Origin of the sequence: Marichromatium sp. AB31 (assembly GCF_003718685.1) — a bacterium.
Taxonomy (GTDB): domain Bacteria; phylum Pseudomonadota; class Gammaproteobacteria; order Chromatiales; family Chromatiaceae; genus Marichromatium; species Marichromatium gracile.
The window spans coordinates 80014-97782 of sequence record NZ_RHFI01000007.1; the positions used below are offsets into that span (position 1 = coordinate 80014).

Consider the following 17769-nt stretch of genomic DNA (forward strand, 5'->3'; position numbering starts at 1 on the left):
TGTTGGGTGGGGCCGGGGTCGTTGACGCCTCCCGCGCCGACCCGGGCCGATCGACAGCCTGTCGATCACGCGGATAAGATTCTCGGTTCGGCGACCGATGGCGGCCGTCGCTCGTGGGCGATTCACGAGACCATTCAACAGGAAGCGCCATGAAACTCGAAACTCTTGCCATTCATGCCGGGTTCGAACCCGATCCCACCACCAAGTCGGTGGTGACCCCGATCTACCAGACCACCAGCTACGCCTTCGACGACACCCAGCACGGCGCCGATCTGTTCGACCTCAAGGTCCCGGGGAATATCTACACCCGGATCATGAATCCCACCACCGACGTGCTCGAGCGTCGGGTCACGGCGATGGAGGGTGGGGTCGGTGCGCTGGCCTTCGCCTCCGGCATGTCGGCGGTGACCAACGCCATCTTCACCCTGGCGCAGGCCGGCGACAACATCGTCGCCGTCTCGCGGCTCTACGGCGGCAGCTACAACCTGTTCGCCCACACCCTGCCGCGGCTCGGCATCGAGGTGCGCTTCGCCGAGCCCAACGACATCGCCGCCATGGATGCCCTGGTCGATGCCAAGACCAAGGCGGTGTTCTGCGAGTCGATCGGCAATCCCGCCGGCAACGTCGCCGACGTCCAGGCGATGGCCGACATGGCCCATGCCCACGGTGTGCCGCTGATCGTCGACAATACCGTGCCCTCGCCCTATCTGCACCGTCCCTTCGAGCACGGCGCCGATATCGTGGTCCACGCCCTGACCAAGTACATGGCCGGTCACGGTACCACCATCGCCGGGATGATCGTCGACTCCGGCAAGTTCCCCTGGGCCGAGCACGCCGAGCGCTTCCCGATGCTCAACCAGCCCGATCCGTCCTATCACGGCGTGGTCTACACCCAGGACATGGGCGAGGCGGCCTTCATCACCCGCGCCCGGGTGGTGCCGCTGCGTAACATGGGGGCGGCGCTCGCGCCCTTTAACAGCTTCCTGGTGCTGCAGGGCATCGAGACCCTGGCGGTGCGCATGGACCGTCACTGCGAGAACGCCCTGGCCGTCGCCCAGTATCTCAAGGACCACCCGCGCGTGGCCTGGGTGCGCTATGCCGGTCTGCCCGACAGCCCGGACTATCCGCTGATCCAGCGCTACATGGATGGCGGCAAGGCCAGCGCCATCCTCTCGTTCGGCATCAAGGGCGGTCGCGATGCCGGTGCGCGCTTCATCGACGCGCTCAAGCTCACCGTGCGGCTGGTCAACATCGGCGACTCCAAGACGCTCGCCTGCCACCCGGCCACCACCACCCACCGCCAGCTCTCGCCCGAAGAGATGGCGCGCGCCGGGGTCAGCGAGGACCTGATCCGACTCTCGGTCGGCATCGAGCACATCGACGACATCATCGCCGATCTCGATCAGGCCCTGGCCGCCTCGGCCTGATCCGTTCGGCCCCGCGCCCGGCGCGGGGCCCCCCGTCATGGATCGAATCACCACGCTGTTTCCGCTCTGGGCGCTGGCCGCAAGCCTGCTGGCGCTCACCTTTCCAGACCCCTTGGCCGCGCTCAAGCCCGGTATCGTGCCGCTGCTCGGGGTGGTGATGTTCGGCATGGGCGCGACCCTGAGTCCGGGCCAGTTCACCGCGGTGTTGCGTCGCCCCGGGGTCATCGGCCTGGGCGTGGTCCTGCAATACCTGCTGATGCCGTTTGCGGCCTGGGCGATCGGACTCGCCCTCGGTCTGCCGCCGCAACTCCTCGCCGGGCTGGTACTGGTCGGCGCCGCCCCCGGTGGCACCGCCTCCAACGTCATCTGTTATCTGGCGCGCGGCGATCTCGCGCTCTCGATCACCCTGACCACGGTCTCGACCCTGCTCGCGGTGGTGCTCACCCCCGTGCTCACCCTGCTCTATGTCGGCGAGCGGGTTGCGGTCCCCGCCCTCGACATGTTCTGGTCGATCCTGCGCATCGTGCTGGTGCCGGTCGCACTCGGGGTGCTGGTCAACCGGCTGCTGGGGGCGCGGCTGGCGATGTTCGAGCGGGTCTTCCCGCTGATCTCGGTGGCGGCCATCGTGTTCATCATCGCGGTGATCGTGGCGCTCAATCACGATCAGCTCGTCACCCTCGGGCCGCTGGTCGCGCTCGCCGTGGTGCTGCACAACCTCACCGGATTGAGTCTGGGGTATACGCTGGCGCGCCTGCTGGGGCAGGGCGAGGCGCGGGCGCGGACCCTGGCGATCGAGGTCGGGATGCAGAACTCGGGGCTCGCCGTGGCGCTCGCGATCAAGTCCTTCTCCGCCGCCGCGGCACTGCCCGGTGCGCTGTTCTCGATCTGGCACAACCTCTCCGGCGCGCTGCTCGCCGCCTGGTGGTCGCGGCGGCCGCCGCCGTCTGGGGCTTGAACCGCGAAGAGACAAAATCTTCAACCACGAAGACACCAAGGGCGCAAAGGGGTTTTAAGCCTCCGGCCTCCAGTCGTCAGCCGCCAGTGGGAGCTGTACTCGACGGTAGCGCGATCTTCAATAGGCACGCTGCGCCTTGCGCCAGTGGTTGAGGACAGACCGCCACTGGCGGCTGGAGGCTGATCGCTGGAAGCTCTTTCCCCCTTCGCGTCCTTTGTGTCTTTGCGGTTTGTTGATTATCAACGGCTTGTAAATGTTTGATGATCCTCGATCGAGGATGAGGGCTTGCGCGGAGGCGGTGCCTGCCCCACCTCGTGGGAATCCTTCCATCGGTTGCCGGATCGCTCGAAACCACTGCTCTATGGGTGTCTAACCCCTTGGCGGGGTGGGCGTGGCGGGGGCGTCGGCGGCGGGTGGGTGACGACCCGAGGAGTCTCCGTCATGCTGATTCGCAAGCCTGCCGATATCCCGTCCTCCGAGATCACCCCACCGGAGGTGTGGCGTGCGCGTCGTACCTTCATCCAGGGCGCCGCCCTGGGCGTGGGCGCTGCGGCGCTGGCGCCGCTCGGTGCCGTCGCTGCGGCCTATCCGCGTCCCGGCGAGGACGAACCCCTGACCCCGCGTGAGTTCGTCACCGGTTACAACAACTTCTACGAGTTCGGGACCGACAAGGGGGATCCGGCGGCGCATGCCCATCGGCTGCGCACCCGGCCCTGGTCGGTGGTGGTCGACGGCGAGTGCGCGCGTCCCGGCGAGATCGGCATCGAGGACATCCTCAGCGGGTTCGATCAGCAGGAGCGCATCTATCGGCTGCGTTGTGTCGAGGCCTGGGCGATGGTGATCCCCTGGGTCGGCTTCCCGCTCGGTGAGCTGCTGGCGCGTTTCGAGCCGACCTCGCGGGCGCGCTATGTCGCCTTCGAGACCCTGTTCGACCCCGAGCAGATGCCCGGTCAGCGCCGTCGGGTGCTCGACTGGCCCTATCGCGAGGGGCTGCGTATCGACGAGGCGATGCACCCGCTGACGCTGCTCGCCACCGGGCTCTATGGCGAGACCCTGCCGAACCAGAACGGCGCGCCGCTACGGCTGGTGGTGCCCTGGAAGTACGGCTTCAAGAGCATCAAGTCGATCGTGCGCATCCGCTTCACCGCCGAGCAGCCGCCGGCGACCTGGAACAGGATGCAACCCGACGAGTACGGCTTCTATGCCAACGTCAATCCCGCCGTCGACCATCCGCGCTGGAGCCAGAAGAGCCATCGCATGATCGGTGGCGGCTGGCTGGCGAAGCGGCGCGAGACCCTGCCGTTCAACGGCTATGCCGAGGAGGTCGCCGGGCTCTATGCCGGCATGGACCTGAGGCGCTTTTACTGATGACCGGGCGCGACTGGGTGGTCTGGGCCAAGCCCGGGGTCTTTCTGCTCTGTTTGCTGCCGCTGGCGCTGACCCTGGCGCAGGGGCTCGGTGGTGGGCTGGCGCTGGGGGCCAATCCGGTCGAGGCGCTGCTCCATCGCAGCGGGCTGTGGACCCTGCGGATGCTGCTGCTCACCCTCGCGCTGACCCCGCTCAGTCGCGCCCTCGGGCGGCCCTGGCCGATCCGGCTGCGGCGCATGCTGGGGCTGTTCGCCTTCTTCTACGGCATGCTCCATCTGCTGGTCTATCTGTGGCTCGACCGCGCGCTCGACTGGCCGGTGATCGTCGAGGACCTGACCGAGCGGCCCTACATCATCGTCGGCATGGTGGCGCTGGTGCTGATGAGCGTGCTGGCGCTGACCTCGACCCGTGGCTGGCAGCGTCGGCTGCGGCGCAACTGGAAGCGGTTGCACCGCGTCGTCTACCTGATCGCGGTGCTCGGGGTGTTGCACTTCCTCTGGCTGGTCAAGGCCGATCTGCGCGAGCCGCTGATCTATGCCGTCATCCTCGGCGTGCTGCTGGCGCTGCGGCTGCCCTGGGGGCGTTGGCGGCGCGCCTCGGCTCAGTCGGTTCAGTCGGCTCCGGCGGTGGCGCGGCGCTCGGCAAGTTCGTCGCGATAATCGAGGAAGTCGAGCAGGTGTGCGCCCAGCCGGGCGTCGATCTCGCCGGCTTCGGGTTCGTGCTCGGGCTGGTCGCGATGCCGATAGGCCAGATCCGGGGCCACCATCTCCAGGGTGATGTAGGCGAACAGGCTCTCGGCGACCAGGGTCGCGGCCCGGCAGCGCCATTCCGGCTGGTCGCGATCGAGTCGAGCGAGCCGTTCGGGTTCGATGGTGCCGGTCTGCAACCGGGTCCAGTCCTCGATCAGTTGGCGGGTGGGGGCGTCGGTGGTGTCGTGCATGGCGTCTGGCTCCGGGAACTGAATCGGCCAGTCTAGGGATGCCTCCGGGGAGGGTAAACCCCGGACCCCGTCCGGGGTGGAGGCCGATGTCCGAGGCGAGGTGTTCCCGCGTGGCTGTGAATGGTCTTCTGATCCAGCCTCTCAGGGGCCGAGGCGCTCTTGTGTTCGCGCTCTTTACGTGTTCCGCGCCGATCTTTCCATGCGCGTGACTTTTTCGGTTTCGAATCTTTTTGATTGTTTTTTATCAGGGTCTTATGGCCATTTTGCGGGGGTTCTTGAGAAGTCTTTGCTTGTGTCGCTTCGTTTTATCGGTATCATAAAAAACACAAATCAGCTTCACGGTGCCATGCTCTCACCAAGTCGGTGGGTGTTGCGGGGATGCCTGTTTCGACCCCTGTGATGGCGTGACAGGACAGGGTGATCGCGGCCAGTCCCCGCGCACCATCTACGCCGGAATCGGACATGCGCCGGTTGATCGGATCGCCCAGGTCACTGGCGTGAAGCTGTACCGTCTTTTCGTTCAACCGAGGACGCACGCGGGAGCGCCATCGCGCTTCCGCTGATGATCCGGCGGCTCGGTCATCGCCGATGATCGCCGGGACGTCCCGTCTCCATTCGCGCAGCAGTGCGCGTATCCGCCGCGTGGCGTGTCTGCCCGACTCAGGTCTCGGGTCCATGCCTCGCGATCCGCCGACAGGTCGCCGCGCCGCCCAGTGGCGTGGCCCTCGGCCCCCGACGCCGCCGCATGCGGCGTCTCGCGCGAATCTCGCGCCTCGTGCCCACCCGCGAATCGGGTGGCCAGCCAATGTCAATCGTCGCTCGGCGTCAGCGCGTGGTCTTCGGTCCACGCCATGGAAGCGCGCGTGTCCAACGGACCGCGCGATGCGGCTGCGCGCGCCGTCGCGATGTGTCGACCGTTGCAATGTGTTGGGGAGAGCCCCCTGACGAAATGAAGTGAGGCCCGTCATCCGCGATGCTCAGGACGTGGGTACGCATTGCTCCTCACCCGTGCGAGGCAATCACCACGGCGAGTGCGCTTCTCGTGCTTGCCACAACACCACGGAGAGACCATGACCGACTCCAAGTCCATGAATCAGGCCGATCGTGATGTCAGCAAGCTGATCGGTGTGACCGCCGCCAAGCTCGACGAGCTCGAGCAGTACTACGACAGCTGGTCCGAGACCTACGAGGACGACCTGACGTCGATGGGCTACGAGGCCCCGCGCCTCGCCGCCGAGGCGATCAAGTCGCACCAGATCGACCCCGCGCAGCCGATCCTCGACGCCGGTTGCGGCGTGGGCCTGACCGGGCTGCACCTGGGCAAGCTCGGCTACACCGCGATCACCGGTGTCGACTACTCCCCCAAGTCGCTGGAGAAAGCCGAGGCGCGCAATTGCTACGCCGAGCTGGCGCGCGTCGATCTCAACAAGCCGCTGGACTTCGCCGAGAACCACTTCGCCGCCGCCCAGTGCATCGGCACCCTGACCTATATCGACAACATGGCCGGGCTGATGCGCGAGTTCCATCGCGTGGTCAAGCCCGGCGGTATCGTCCAGCTCAGCCACCGTGTCGACCTCTACGACGACGCCTACAGACAGGCCCTCGGCGCGCTCACCGACCAAGGCCACTGGACCCATGTCCATCACTCCGAGCCCCAGCCCTACATCCCCGGCCACCAGGACTTCGGTGACGACCAGGCGATCATCTTCGACATCTTCCAGGTGAAGTAAGCGTCCCAGGCAATTGATTCGCAAAGGCCCGTGGCCGATGTCCGGCATCGGTCACAGGCCGCCGCATCGCGTTCGCGATCGGCGTGTGCCGGTCTTGCCGCTGCTCCTTGATTGCTGGCGCGTACAGGGTGGGCACGTTGCACTTTGCCCACCCGGCGAACGATGGTGCGTGGACCCTTGTAGGCCGGGCAACGCGCAGCATGCCCGGCGTCCCGAACCTTCATGTGTCGCGGTAACGGATCAGCCTGCACCGGGCCCGACCGACGCTAGGAATCCCAACCAAGATCCTCCGGCGCCTCACCACCCCAGTCCGGGCCGTATAACCCGGCCCTCACGCAGCGCCGAAAGGAGCTATACGGCCAATCGCGCGGCGCGGCGCAGTAGCCGTGCTTGACGGGGTTGCCATGCACATAGTCCATATGTCGCCGCCAGTCCCGCTCATCACGGATGAGATGCTCCCAGAAACGACGTTGCCATACCCCTGTCTCACGACATCGTTGCCGCGATGGCGAGGTCGGCTGGGAGTCGAGGGCGGTGGAGAAACAACGCTTGATATGCATCCAGCGCGTCGAAAAGTCCGCGTCCCCCTCGGGCAGCCGCCAGATGGTGTGCAGATGATCCGGCAACACCACCAATGCATCGATTTGGAAGGGACGTCGCGCCATCCCCATGCGCAAGGCCCGGCGCAAGGCATCGATGTGCGCGACCAGCAACGGGCGTCGTCCCTCGGTCACCACGGTGAAGAAATAACAGCCCCCGGGTTGGAAACAGCGGCGGTAGTCGGCCATCCGAATGCTCCGAACCTCTATGACATCTTGGCTCGTCCCGTAAGGTTACCCCGTAGGCTGGGCAAAGCGTAGCGTGCCCAGCAAGGTGAAAGCGTCATGTGTCCGGTGCTCTGATCGCCTCGATCGGCGTTCATTCGTCCCCTGCGGGGCCTCGATCGCTGGCGCGTACAGGGTGGGCACGCTGGCACGCTGCGCTTTGCCCACCCTACGGTGTAGCGAGCGGGGGTTAGGAGGGCGTGGTCAGGTGTTGGCGAAGTTGGCGGGCTTGTTCGGCGGCGGTTGTGTTTCCCAGTTTCTCGAAGGCCGCTTGTGCCTGGTCCAGGATCTCCAAGGCTTTGTCCGGATGTCCGCCCATTGCCAATACCTGTGCCAGGAGCATCCCGACGGCACCGATGCCATCCGGACGTTGCAGCTGACGCAGGATGACGAAGGCTTGAGCCAGGTCGTCATGGATGTCCTGCAAGCCTTGGTTCTGGTGATCTCCTCGCTGTAGACGGATGCCTGCCATGGCGAATCGGGCATGCGCGATGCCGGCGATATCCTGTAGGTCTTCATAGACCGAAAGCCTTGTTTCATGTAGCGCGAGCGCCTCATCGAGGTTTCCGCGGGCCTGAAGGATGTCAGCGATCTTGCCCTGTGTGACGGCCTTCTCGCGGACGTCGCCGAGTCTTTCGTAGACGGGGAGTTGTTCTTCTGTGCGGATGCGCAGCGCCTCATCGAGGTTTCCGCGGGCCTGAAGGATGTCAGCGATCTTGCCCTGTGTGACGGCCTTGGAGCGGACGTCGCCGAGTCTTTCGTAGACGGGTATTTCTTCTTCTGTGCGGATGCGCAGCGCCTCATCGAGGTTTCCGCGGGCCTGAAGGATGTCAGCGATCTGGCCCTGGGTGACGGCCTTCTCGCGGACGTCGCCGAGTCTTTCGTAGACGGGTATTTCTTCTTCTGTGCGGATGCGCAGCGCCTCATCGAGGTTTCCGCGGGCCTGAAGGATGTCAGCGATCTTGCCCTGTGTGACGGCCTTGGAGCGGACGTCGCCGAGTCTTTCGTAGACGGGTATTTCTTCTTCTGTGCGGATGCGCAGCGCCTCATCGAGGTTTCCGCGGGCCTGAAGGATGTCAGCGATCTTGCCCTGTGTGACGGCCTTCTCGCGGACGTCGCCGAGTCTTTCGTAGACGGGGAGTTGTTCTTCTGTGCGGATGCGCAGCGCCTCATCGAGGTTTCCGCGGGCCTGAAGGATGTCAGCGATCTTGCCCTGTGTGACGGCCTTGGAGCGGACGTCGCCGAGTCTTTCGTAGACGGGGAGTTGTTCTTCTGTGCGGATGCGCAGCGCCTCATCGAGGTTTCCGCGGGCCTGAAGGATGTCAGCGATCTGGCCCTGGGTGACGGCCTTCTCGCGGACGTCGCCGAGTCTTTCGTAGACGGGTATTTCTTCTTCTGTGCGGATGCGCAGCGCCTCATCGAGGTTTCCGCGGGCCTGAAGGATGTCAGCGATCTTGCCCTGTGTGACGGCCTTGGAGCGGACGTCGCCGAGTCTTTCGTAGACGGGTATTTCTTCTTCTGTGCGGATGCGCAGCGCCTCATCGAGGTTTCCGCGGGCCTGAAGGATGTCAGCGATCTGGCCCTGGGTGACGGCCTTGGAGCGGACGTCGCCGAGTCTTTCGTAGACGGGTATTTCTTCTTCTGTGCGGATGCGCAGCGCCTCATCGAGGTTTCCGCGGGCCTGAAGGATATCGGCGGTCTGGCCTTTGGCTATCGTCGCCTCCCGCTCTTGACCGGCGGCTTCGAAATCTTTCGCGGCAAGCTTGAAACAAGCCAATGCCTCATCATGAGTGCCCTTGGTCTGAGCGCGGCGCCCGAGGTGGACCTGGATGCATGCCGCATCGACGCCTGTGTAGCGATCGGCAAAGCGCTCTAGGGTTTGGTCGAGCCAATCTCCCTCACTCAAGCGGATGGCGTAATCGAGCGCGATGGTCATCAATCCGATCGATGGGGTGAATTGTGCGTCCTCGAGTCGCTTTAGTGCGGGTTGCAGGAGGTCGGAGAAGACCGACTTGGGTGTCTCTTGTGCGGTGGCGAGGAGCCAGCGCGCCGCGGCCTCGGCGATCGGGTCCAGACGCTCGGGTGGGGTGTCCGGGGTGAGTCGTGCGAGCCGTGCGAGTTCGAGCGCCCGAGGGCCGGGTGAGACCCTGCCCCGGCGATCGCTCCAGCACGGGAACAGGGCATCGAGCGCGGCGGCGGCGAGATCGGGGCGGATCTCGTCGCTGGGTGTCTGGACCAGGGGGCGGGCGAGGGGATCGACGGCACCCTGCGTGGCCCCGTCGATGTGGCTCCAGTCGCTGATCAGCCCGAGGTTGCACAGCCGGGTGAAGGCCTGCTCGGGCTCGCTGATGCCTGCGGCCTTGCCCACCGCGATGAATGCCGACAGCGGGATCGGCAGGCGCAGGTCGGCGTCGAACAGGGTGGCGGCGCTGAGCATGTGCGCCTGCTCTTCACTCAGAGCCTCGCGATATGTCTCGAAGGCCATGCGACGGAAGAAGGCGAGGAGTGCGTTTTCGTCCTCGTCCTCCGGTCGCTCGCCGGTGCGGTGATAGTGCGCGATGGCGTTGAGTGCGGCCTCTGCGACGGCGGTTTCGCCGGCGAGAAGCGGGCGTAGCAGGTCGGCGAGTAGACCGGGATTCCCCTGGGCGAGGGTCTCGGCGCGCTGTTGGTGGGGTTGTGTCTGCTCCAATCTCTTGTGGTCGAGCGTGCTATGGCGGGCGAGCGCCGCTCGCTGTTTGTGGGTCTGGGCGCTGTCGAAGGGCTGGAGTGCGATGCGTTCCAGCCTTTCCGCAAGATTACGCCCTCGGTCGTCGGGCAGGGTGAAGTGGTAACGGCTGGTCAGCAGGAGTCGTGAGGCGGTGCGGGCGCGCGCGAAGGCACCGAGGACGGCGCCGAGCATGGCGCGATGATCGGCGCTGACCGGGGTGAGTGGTTGTTCGGGCGAGGGAGCGTCGAGGATACGTTCGAGGTCGTCGATGATCAGCAGCACCGGCTGGGTATCGAGCGGGCCTTCGAGGAGAGCTTCCAGGGCATCGCCGAGGATCTCGGGTTGCTCGGTGACGGCAGAGCGCCACTGTGTGCGCAATGCCTGACGATCGACGGGAGGTGTCTTTTCGATCAGTCGGTCGAAGACGGTCAGTGCATCGTAATGCTTGAAGATCACGCAGGTGGTCAGCTCGGTCATGCGGTTGGCGATGCGCGCGGCCAGACTCGATTTGCCGAGACAGCCCATGCCGTGAATCAGCAGACCCGCCGATTCTCCCTCGCGCAGGTGTCGCAGACCTTTTTGAAGCTGGCGGCGGCGACCAACGAAGAGACCGCGACCCGCGACCGGGATCTGTTCACGCTCTGGGTCGAGGAAGGCCCTGTCGTCGGCTTGGATGCGGGGATGCGCCGAGCCGGTCTTGTCGATCAGCGCGGTGCCGCCGGTTGCCCCCAGATAGACCCGTGCCAAGTGCCAGTGTCGCCCGTTGTGGGCGCCCGAGTCTTGCGCTGCGATTAGCTCGGCCCGGGCGTGGGCCGCCGCCTGGACGACGGAGCCGTAGTTGGCGAGCTGGGCGTAGAAGGCGCGGGCGAAGCGGATGGCGTCCTGGTCGTTGACCGAGCCGTCCCAGCCGAGGACGTTGGCGACGCCGGCACGGATGAATGCCTGGATCAGCGGATCGTGCTCGGTTGGCCGACGGGCGCTGAGACAGGCCGAGAGAAAGATCAACGGGATGCGCTCGGCACCCCCCAGCGCCTGGATCAGTGTGCCGGCGGGGGTGAGGGCGAGTCCTCCCACCTCGTCCTCGAGCGCGAGGAGTGGCCGTTGTTGTTGATCGATGGTGCCGTGACAGGAGAGATGGAGGACCTCGTAGTCGCCCTCGCGCCGCATGCGTTGGCCGAGCTCCTGGGCGGTGCCGGTCTCTTCCACCAGCAGGTGGACCTGCAGTTTGTCGGTCGCCTTGAGGATGGCGGCTTCCTCGCCCTCGTAGTCGAGCGACTGCGCGCCTTCGGGGTCGGCGGCCATGAACATCATTCGAAGGTTGGAATGGCGTGGCGCGGGCGGTGCCGTGGCGGCGCGCCCGAGCCGCCGGGCGAGGTCGTAGCGTTGATTCTGGTCGCCGGCGAGATGGCTGCCGTCCGGGCCGGCCAGTAGCTCCCAGGGGGCGGCGAGCAGGGCCTTGCCGAGTGCCGTGTCGGCATCCTCGACCTGGATCTCCAGCGCCCGTGGTCCTTGACCGCGTGCCCAGGCCGAGGCCCAGCCGTTGGCATCGAGCCAGTCGAAGAGTTCTCGACCGATCGTGAGCAGGGAGGCGTCGTCACCCTGCTCGACCGCGCGGGCATAGCGCGCGGCCCAGTCGTTGAGTCGGGTCTCGGCCTCGCCGCCGTCGCGGCGAAGTTCTTCGGGGCTGCTGCCGGGTGCGCGGCAGAAGAGTTCGCGACCGATGATCTGGATGGATGCCTGCATGGCGGGCCTGCTCCTTGCCGGGGGACGGCACTGCGGGTGTCCGGTCGGTCGAGCATAACGCAACCGCGCGGGTTGGCGTAGCCCGTCGACCGCCCTCCACCCGCTTGCGCTATCATGGGCCTCGATCCCGTTCGTGTGCCGCTGTCGTCCGCTCCCCCTCTGCCGTGTCTTCCTTGTCCTCCGATCCCTTGGCGCTGGTGTTCCAGGCGCTGGTTCTGCCGTTGTTGTGGTGTCTGCCGCCGTTGCTGGTGTTGCTCGGCGCGCGATTGCTGTTGCCGCGTTGGCGGGGTTGGCAGGGCGAGCGCATGGTCGGGCGGCGGCTCGAGGCGCTGTTCCCCGAGGTCCTGCACGGGGTGGTGTTGCCCGACGGGCGCGGCGGGCTGACCCAGATCGATCATCTGGCGCTGACCCCGCGCGGGTTGCTGGTGGTCGAGACCAAGCACTATCGCGGCGCCATCCAGGGCGCGGCTGAGGCGACGCACTGGGTGCAGCTGATCGGTCGGCGGCGCTATCCCTTCGTCAATCCGCTGCATCAGAACCGTCGTCATGTCCGCGCGGTGGAGGCGCTGGGGCTGGGCCAGCCGGTCCATGCGCGAGTGGTGTTCACCGATGGGGCGCGGTTTGTCGACGCGGTTCCGGCCGGGGTGTCGCGCTGCGCGACCCTGGCGCGCGATCTGGGCACCTTGCGTGGTGGCCGGGTGGGGCGTGCGAAGCAGGCGGCCTGGACACGGTTGCGGGGGCAGGTCCGACGCGGCTGGCTCGCGCGCTGGCGGCACCGGCGTCAGGTGGAGCGCCGCCACGGGCGCGACGACCGCACCCGGCTGGGCAAGGCGTTGCTCGGGGCGGCGGGCGCGTTGGCGGGGCTGTTGTGGTGGCGGGTGTGGGGGTCGGTCGGGCTGTGAGCCGGGCGGGGCGCCCGTGGACGGGTCCACGGGCGCCGGGGCTCAGCCGGCCTGGGGCGCGGTGTTCTCTTCGTCTTCGTCGGTCAGCGGGCCGCTGTGCTCCTTGGGCGAGAGCAACAGATAGAAGGCCGGGACCACGAACAGGGTGAACAGGGTGCCGATCCCCAGTCCGGTGACGATCACCAGACCGATGTCGAAGCGGCTGACCGCACCCGGACCGCCGGCGGTGAGCAGCGGGATCATCGCCACCAGCATCGCCACCGTGGTCATCAGGATCGGACGCAGCCGGATCGTCGAGGCCTCCTCGATCGCCGCGCGCTTGTCGAGCCCGTCGCGCTCGCGCAGCTGGTTGGCGAACTCGACGATGAGGATGCCGTTCTTGGCGATCAGCCCGATCAGGGTGATCAGTCCCACCTGGGTGTAGATGTTGACGCTGGCGAAGCCGAGGAAGAGGAAGGCCATGGCCCCGGCGATCGACAGCGGCACCGACATCAGGATGACGAAGGGATCGCGCCAGCTCTCGAACTGGGCGGCGAGCACCAGATAGATCACCACCAGCGAGAGGAAGAAGGTGACCTCGAGCGCGCTGCCCTCGGTCTTGTACTGACGCGACTCGCCCTTGTAGTCCCAGCTCACGCCGCGCGGGAACTGCTCGCCGGCGATCTCCTCGAGCGCGCCGAGCGCCTCGCCGAGGGTCACGCCCGGCATCGCCACGCCGGAGACGGTGATGGCGTTGAGCTGCTGGAACTGGATGCGCTTGGAGGGCTCGACCTGGTTGCGGACGGTCACCAGGGCGTCGAGCGGGATCAGCTCGCCGTCGCCGTTGCGCACATAGTAGTCGCCGAACTCCTCGACGCTGTCGCGGAAGGCGCGCTCGACCTGGGGGATGACCTGATAGCTGCGCCCCTCCAGGCTGAACCAGTTGACGTAGTCCTCGTTGAGCATCACCCCGAGACTGGTGCCGAGATCGGCCATGCTGATGCCGAGATCGCCGGCGAGATCGCGATCGACCTCGAGCACGGTACGCGGGCGCTCGTATTTCACGTCCTTGGTGAGGAACATGAACTTGCCGCTGCCCATCGCCTGACCGAGCAGGGCGTCGGCGATGCCGGTGAGCTCCTTGTGCGAGCGATCCGAGAGGATGACGAACTCCACCGGCAGGCCGTCGCCCGGGGTGGGCAGGCTGGGGCGCGGGAAGACCACCGTCTGCATCCCGGTGATCTGCGAGACGGCGCCCTGGAGCTGCGGCTCGATCTCCATCTGCGAGCGCTCGCGCTCGTCGGTCGCGGGCATCTTGAAGCCGCCGAAGGTGGTGCTCTGGTCGCCACCCATGCCGATGATGATGAAGCTCTCCTTGTACTCGGGGAAGGACTCGAAGATCGGCAGCAGCTCCGTGTCGACATAGTGCTTGTCGTAGTCGATGGTCGCCGTCTGCGGTGCGGTGGCCATGAAGAAGAGGATGCTCTGGTCCTCGGTGGGGGCCAGCTCCTTCTCGGTCATGGTGTACATCACATAGATGCTGCCGAGCAGCGCCACGGCCACCAGCAGGGTCACCGAGGGGTAGCGCAGCCAGCGCACCAACAGACCGCGATAGCTGTTGGAGAGCCAGCCGAAGAAGCGCTCGACACCCTGCTCGAAGCGGCTCTGCTCGCTGCTGGCGTGCAACACCCGCCCGGCGAGCATCGGCGAGAGGGTGAGCGCGACCACGCCCGAGACCAGCACCGCGCCGGCGAGGGTGAAGGCGAACTCGGTGAACAGCGAGCCGACCAGCCCGCCCATGAAGCCGATCGGGGCGTAGACGGCGATCAGCGTGGTGGTCATGGCGATGATCGGCAACGCCAGTTCGCGCGCGCCGTCGAGCGCGGCGCGCAGCCCGCTCTTGCCCATCTCGAGATGGCGGTGGACGTTCTCGACGACGATGATCGCATCGTCGACCACCAGACCGATGGCCAGCACCATCGCCAGCAGGGTGAGCAGGTTGATCGAGAAGCCGAACAGCAGCATCAGGAAGCCGGCGCCGATGATCGACAGCGGGACGGCCACCGAGGGCACCAGCGCGGCGCGGATCGAGCCGAGCGAGAGGAAGATCACCAGCAGCACGATCAGCACCGCCTCGCCGAGGGTGGCGAAGACCTCGTCGATCGAGGACTGGATGAACGCGCTGCCGTCATAGGCCTCGAATCCCTGCAGCCCCTCGGGGAACTGGGCGCGCAGCTCCGGCAGCAGCGCCTTGACCCGCGAGGCGACCTGCAGCGGGTTGGCCCCGGGCGTCGGCTCGATGCCGATGAAGATCGACGGCTTGCCGTTGTGCAGGCTGCTCGAATCGTAGCTCTTGGCGCCGAGCTCGACCCGGGCGATGTCGTCGAGCCGGATCAGGGTGTCGTCCTGATCGCGGATCACCAGGCGGCGGAAGTCCTCGACCTGGCTGACGTCGGTGGTCGCCGAGAGGTCGACCTGCACCATGTTGCCCTTGACCTTGCCGATACCGGCGAGGTGGTTGTTGTTGGCGAGCACCTGGGCGACCTCGTCGCCGCTGATCCCGAGCGAGGCCATCCGCGCCGGGTCGAGCCAGACGCGCATGGCATAGGTCTGGTCGCCGAAGATCTCGGCCTTGGCCACGCCGTCGATCGCCTGGAGCTGGGGCTGGACCACGCGCAGCAGATAGTCGGTGATCTGCGGCAGGGTCATCTGCTCGCTGGTGAAGGCGAGATACATGAGCGCGGTGGAGTCGCCGGTGGAGGAGTCGATCACCGGGTTCTGCGCCGCCTCGGGGAGCACGTTGGTGCGGCTGGCTACCTTGGCCTGGATCTCGGCGACCGCGGCGTTGGGGTCGTAGTTGAGCTTCATGTGCGCCTCGATCATCGAGGTGCCGGCGCTGCTGGTGCCGAGGATGAAGTCGATGCCGTTGGCCTCGGCGATGGCCTGTTGCAGCGGGGTGGTGATGAAGCCCTGCACCAGGTCGCTGCTGGCGCCCGGGTAGGCGGTGGTGACGGTGACCACCGTGTTGTTGGTCTCCGGGTACTGACGGATCTCGAGATCGAGGAAGGAGCGCAGACCGAGGATCAGGATCAGCAGGCTGACGACGCTCGCCAGCACCGGACGGCGGATGAAGATATCGGTGAATCTCATTCGGCCTCACCCTCGGCGTCGGTCGACGTCTGTGCTGGCTTGTCGACCACGCGCACCGGCTGGCCGTTGGTGAGCTTGACCTGACCGCCGAGCACCACCCGGTCGCCGGCGACGAGTCCGTCGAGGATGACGATCTCCTCGCCGCGCACCGCGCCGGTGGTGACCTGGCGGCGCTCGACCAGGGTCTGGCCGTCGCGCTCGACGACGCGATAGACCGAGTCGCCATAGGTGTTGAAGGTGATCGCCTCGCGCGGCAGGGTCAGCACCGCGTCCTGGGTCGGCAGCAGGGTCTCGACGCGGGTGAACATGCCCGGTCGCAGCGCCAGATCGGGGTTGTCGAAGCGGGCGCGGATCCTGACGTTGCGCGTGCCCTGGTCGATGCCCGGATCGATCGCCTGGATCCTGCCCTCGAAGACGCGCTCGGGATAGGCCGCCACCCGGACCCGAACCTGCTGACCGGCGTGGAGCTGGGCGAGATGGCGCTCGGGCAGGGCGTAGTCGACATAAACCGGATCGAGTGCCTGGAGCGAGACGATGGCGGTGCCGGCGGCGAGGAACTGGCCGAGATCGACCTGACGGATGCCGAGCTGACCGGCGAAGGGCGCGCGGATGGTCTTCTTGCGGATGTTGGCCTCGATGGCCTTGACCTCGGCGCGGGCCTGATCGAGCTGGGCGGCGCGCTCGTCGACGTCGCCCTGGGCGACGGCGCGATCGCGCAGCAGGGTGCGGTTGCGTCGCAGCTGGATCTCGGCGAGCTGCTCGGCGGCCTTGAGGCCCTCGAGGGTGGCGCGGTCCACATCGTCCTCGAGGCGCAGTAGAATCTGCCCCGCCTCGACCATGGCGCCGGACTCGAACAGGATCTCGCGGACCTGTCCGTCGACCTCGCTGTTGACCTCCACGCCCTGGACCGCCTGGACCGTGCCGACCCCGGAGAGGGTGGGACGCCAGTTGGTGGTGTCGACGCTGACGGCGGCGACGGCGGTGGCCGGGCGGGGCTGGGAGAAGGCGGCCATCTCCTGGGCGATCTGGCCGTACTTGAAGAAGGCGAGTGCGCCGATCAGCGCGGCGAGCGCCACCAGCACGGTGAGGATTCGGGCGATCATGCGTGCTACGAGCCTCTTGCGGTCGATGTCGTTGATGGTGGTGTCGTTGGGGTAGCGGGTGGAGGCTGCGCTCGTGCCGAACGCCGGGTGCTCCGGTCCGTCGAGTTACCTGGCGACGTGGTCGCCAATTATAGGGGCGTGAGGATGCGGGCGTCTCGTCGAGACGCCGCCGTTCGTGTCCAAGCGACCCGGATCGATATGGAGAGTTCCCCTTTGGTTCAACAGATGCGTCTCAACGACCCCAGTGCCTATCGCCTCGATCGCGAGCCCGAGGTGCTCGCCGGGCTGCTCGACCCGGCAGGTCAGGAGGTGCTCGAACTCGGTTGCGGCGCGGCCTGGATGACGCGGCTGCTGGTCGAGCGCTTCGGCGCCGCGCGGGTGGTTGCCACCGAGGTCGATCGCGCGCAGCTGGCGCGCAACCGTGCGCTCGATCTGCCCCCTGCGATCGAGTTGCGCGAGGGCGGTGCCGAGGCCATCGCCGATCGCGACGGACGCTATGCGCAGGTGTTCATGTTCAAGTCGCTGCACCACGTGCCGCCGGCGCTGATGACGCGCGCGCTGCACGAGATCCACCGGGTGCTGGCGCCGGGCGGCGCGCTCTATGTCTCCGAGCCGGTCTACTGGGGCCCCTTCGCCGAGCTGACCGGGCTGATCCACGACGAGCGCGCGGTGCGTGCGGCGGCCTTCGCCGCGCTCCAGGGCGCGGTCGAGGCCGGGCTCTTCGACTGCGAGCACGAGGTCTTCTACCAGGCCGAGGGCAGCTATCCGGACTGGGCGCACTTCGCCGCGCGCTTCATCGATGTCAGCCATCGCGCCGAGCCTTTGCCCGAGGCGCGCCGTGCCGAGGTCCGCGCGGCCTTCGATCGACACCTGACCCCGAGCGGCGCGCACTTTCTCAAGCCGCACCGCGTCGACCTGCTGCGCAAGCCGGGGTAGTCGGG

The 17769-nt window shown here is 66.8% G+C and carries 12 protein-coding genes; 7 read left to right on the top strand and 5 right to left on the bottom strand.

The features are described 5' to 3' along the window. Positions 1-149 precede the first annotated feature (149 nt). The 4 genes from EBL84_RS07500 to EBL84_RS07515 all read left to right on the top strand — a co-directional run bounded on the left by EBL84_RS07500 (position 150) and on the right by EBL84_RS07515 (position 4409). Positions 150-1427: a bifunctional O-acetylhomoserine aminocarboxypropyltransferase/cysteine synthase gene (locus tag EBL84_RS07500; RefSeq protein ID WP_123140244.1), complete on the top strand. Its 1278-nt coding sequence runs from the start codon at positions 150-152 to the stop codon at positions 1425-1427. A 37-nt stretch (positions 1428-1464) separates the two neighbouring features. After that, on the top strand, positions 1465-2382 hold the full coding sequence (locus tag EBL84_RS07505) for a bile acid:sodium symporter family protein (RefSeq protein WP_123140245.1): 918 nt from the start codon (positions 1465-1467) through the stop codon (positions 2380-2382). Positions 2383-2823: 441 nt separating this feature from the next. Next, positions 2824-3750 (top strand): protein-methionine-sulfoxide reductase catalytic subunit MsrP, encoded by a 927-nt coding sequence (gene msrP / locus EBL84_RS07510; RefSeq protein WP_123140246.1) that lies wholly within the window; start codon positions 2824-2826, stop codon positions 3748-3750. After that, positions 3750-4409 (top strand): sulfite oxidase heme-binding subunit YedZ, encoded by a 660-nt coding sequence (locus EBL84_RS07515; RefSeq protein ID WP_123140247.1) that lies wholly within the window; start codon positions 3750-3752, stop codon positions 4407-4409. The genes msrP and EBL84_RS07515 overlap by 1 nt, the downstream gene beginning before the upstream one ends. On the opposite strand, the gene EBL84_RS07520 is transcribed toward EBL84_RS07515, so the two are convergent. Then, on the bottom strand, positions 4361-4690 hold the full coding sequence (locus tag EBL84_RS07520) for a hypothetical protein (protein ID WP_123140248.1): 330 nt from the start codon (positions 4688-4690) through the stop codon (positions 4361-4363). The genes EBL84_RS07515 and EBL84_RS07520 overlap by 49 nt on opposite strands. Before the next feature lie 1070 nt (positions 4691-5760). Here EBL84_RS07520 and EBL84_RS07525 point away from each other — a divergent pair. Then, complete coding sequence (locus EBL84_RS07525) at positions 5761-6420, top strand: class I SAM-dependent methyltransferase (protein WP_123140249.1); 660 nt, start codon at positions 5761-5763, stop codon at positions 6418-6420. A 266-nt stretch (positions 6421-6686) separates the two neighbouring features. Here EBL84_RS07525 and EBL84_RS07530 read toward each other — a convergent pair whose 3' ends face one another. Both EBL84_RS07530 and EBL84_RS07535 read right to left on the bottom strand, forming a co-directional pair. After that, positions 6687-7208: a transposase gene (locus EBL84_RS07530; RefSeq protein WP_123140250.1), complete on the bottom strand. Its 522-nt coding sequence runs from the start codon at positions 7206-7208 to the stop codon at positions 6687-6689. Positions 7209-7434: 226 nt separating this feature from the next. Beyond that, a complete protein-coding gene (locus tag EBL84_RS07535; protein ID WP_123140251.1) occupies positions 7435-11694 on the bottom strand; it encodes a CHAT domain-containing protein in 4260 nt (1419 codons plus the stop codon). A gap of 173 nt (positions 11695-11867) precedes the next feature. On the opposite strand from EBL84_RS07535, the gene EBL84_RS07540 reads away from it, so the two are divergent. Then, complete coding sequence (locus EBL84_RS07540; protein WP_190287905.1) at positions 11868-12596, top strand: nuclease-related domain-containing protein; 729 nt, start codon at positions 11868-11870, stop codon at positions 12594-12596. A gap of 42 nt (positions 12597-12638) precedes the next feature. Here EBL84_RS07540 and EBL84_RS07545 read toward each other — a convergent pair whose 3' ends face one another. Together EBL84_RS07545 and EBL84_RS07550 are read right to left on the bottom strand one after the other, a co-directional pair. Beyond that, positions 12639-15725 (bottom strand): efflux RND transporter permease subunit, encoded by a 3087-nt coding sequence (locus tag EBL84_RS07545; RefSeq protein ID WP_062276108.1) that lies wholly within the window; start codon positions 15723-15725, stop codon positions 12639-12641. After that, entirely contained in the window at positions 15722-16828 is a 1107-nt protein-coding gene (locus tag EBL84_RS07550) for an efflux RND transporter periplasmic adaptor subunit (RefSeq protein ID WP_123140253.1), read from the bottom strand. Before EBL84_RS07550 ends, EBL84_RS07545 begins: the two co-directional genes overlap by 4 nt. Positions 16829-17041: 213 nt before the next feature. On the opposite strand from EBL84_RS07550, the gene EBL84_RS07555 reads away from it, so the two are divergent. Continuing rightward, positions 17042-17764 carry a class I SAM-dependent methyltransferase gene (locus EBL84_RS07555; protein ID WP_123140254.1) on the top strand — a complete coding sequence of 241 codons (723 nt, stop codon included), beginning with the start codon at positions 17042-17044 and terminating at the stop codon, positions 17762-17764. Positions 17765-17769: the final 5 nt, after the last annotated feature.

What these genes read in the sequence shown, in the direction of transcription:
- EBL84_RS07500 (WP_123140244.1), top strand. Translation starts at nt 150, where the DNA reads ATGAAACTCGAAACTCTTGCCATTCATGCCGGGTTCGAACCCGATCCC.
- EBL84_RS07525 (WP_123140249.1), top strand. Translation starts at nt 5,761, where the DNA reads ATGACCGACTCCAAGTCCATGAATCAGGCCGATCGTGATGTCAGCAAG.
- msrP (WP_123140246.1), top strand. Translation starts at nt 2,824, where the DNA reads ATGCTGATTCGCAAGCCTGCCGATATCCCGTCCTCCGAGATCACCCCA.
- EBL84_RS07550 (WP_123140253.1), bottom strand. Translation starts at nt 16,828, where the DNA reads ATGATCGCCCGAATCCTCACCGTGCTGGTGGCGCTCGCCGCGCTGATC.
- EBL84_RS07520 (WP_123140248.1), bottom strand. Translation starts at nt 4,690, where the DNA reads ATGCACGACACCACCGACGCCCCCACCCGCCAACTGATCGAGGACTGG.
- EBL84_RS07545 (WP_062276108.1), bottom strand. Translation starts at nt 15,725, where the DNA reads ATGAGATTCACCGATATCTTCATCCGCCGTCCGGTGCTGGCGAGCGTC.
- EBL84_RS07515 (WP_123140247.1), top strand. Translation starts at nt 3,750, where the DNA reads ATGACCGGGCGCGACTGGGTGGTCTGGGCCAAGCCCGGGGTCTTTCTG.
- EBL84_RS07535 (WP_123140251.1), bottom strand. Translation starts at nt 11,694, where the DNA reads ATGCAGGCATCCATCCAGATCATCGGTCGCGAACTCTTCTGCCGCGCA.
- EBL84_RS07530 (WP_123140250.1), bottom strand. Translation starts at nt 7,208, where the DNA reads ATGGCCGACTACCGCCGCTGTTTCCAACCCGGGGGCTGTTATTTCTTC.
- EBL84_RS07505 (WP_123140245.1), top strand. Translation starts at nt 1,465, where the DNA reads ATGGATCGAATCACCACGCTGTTTCCGCTCTGGGCGCTGGCCGCAAGC.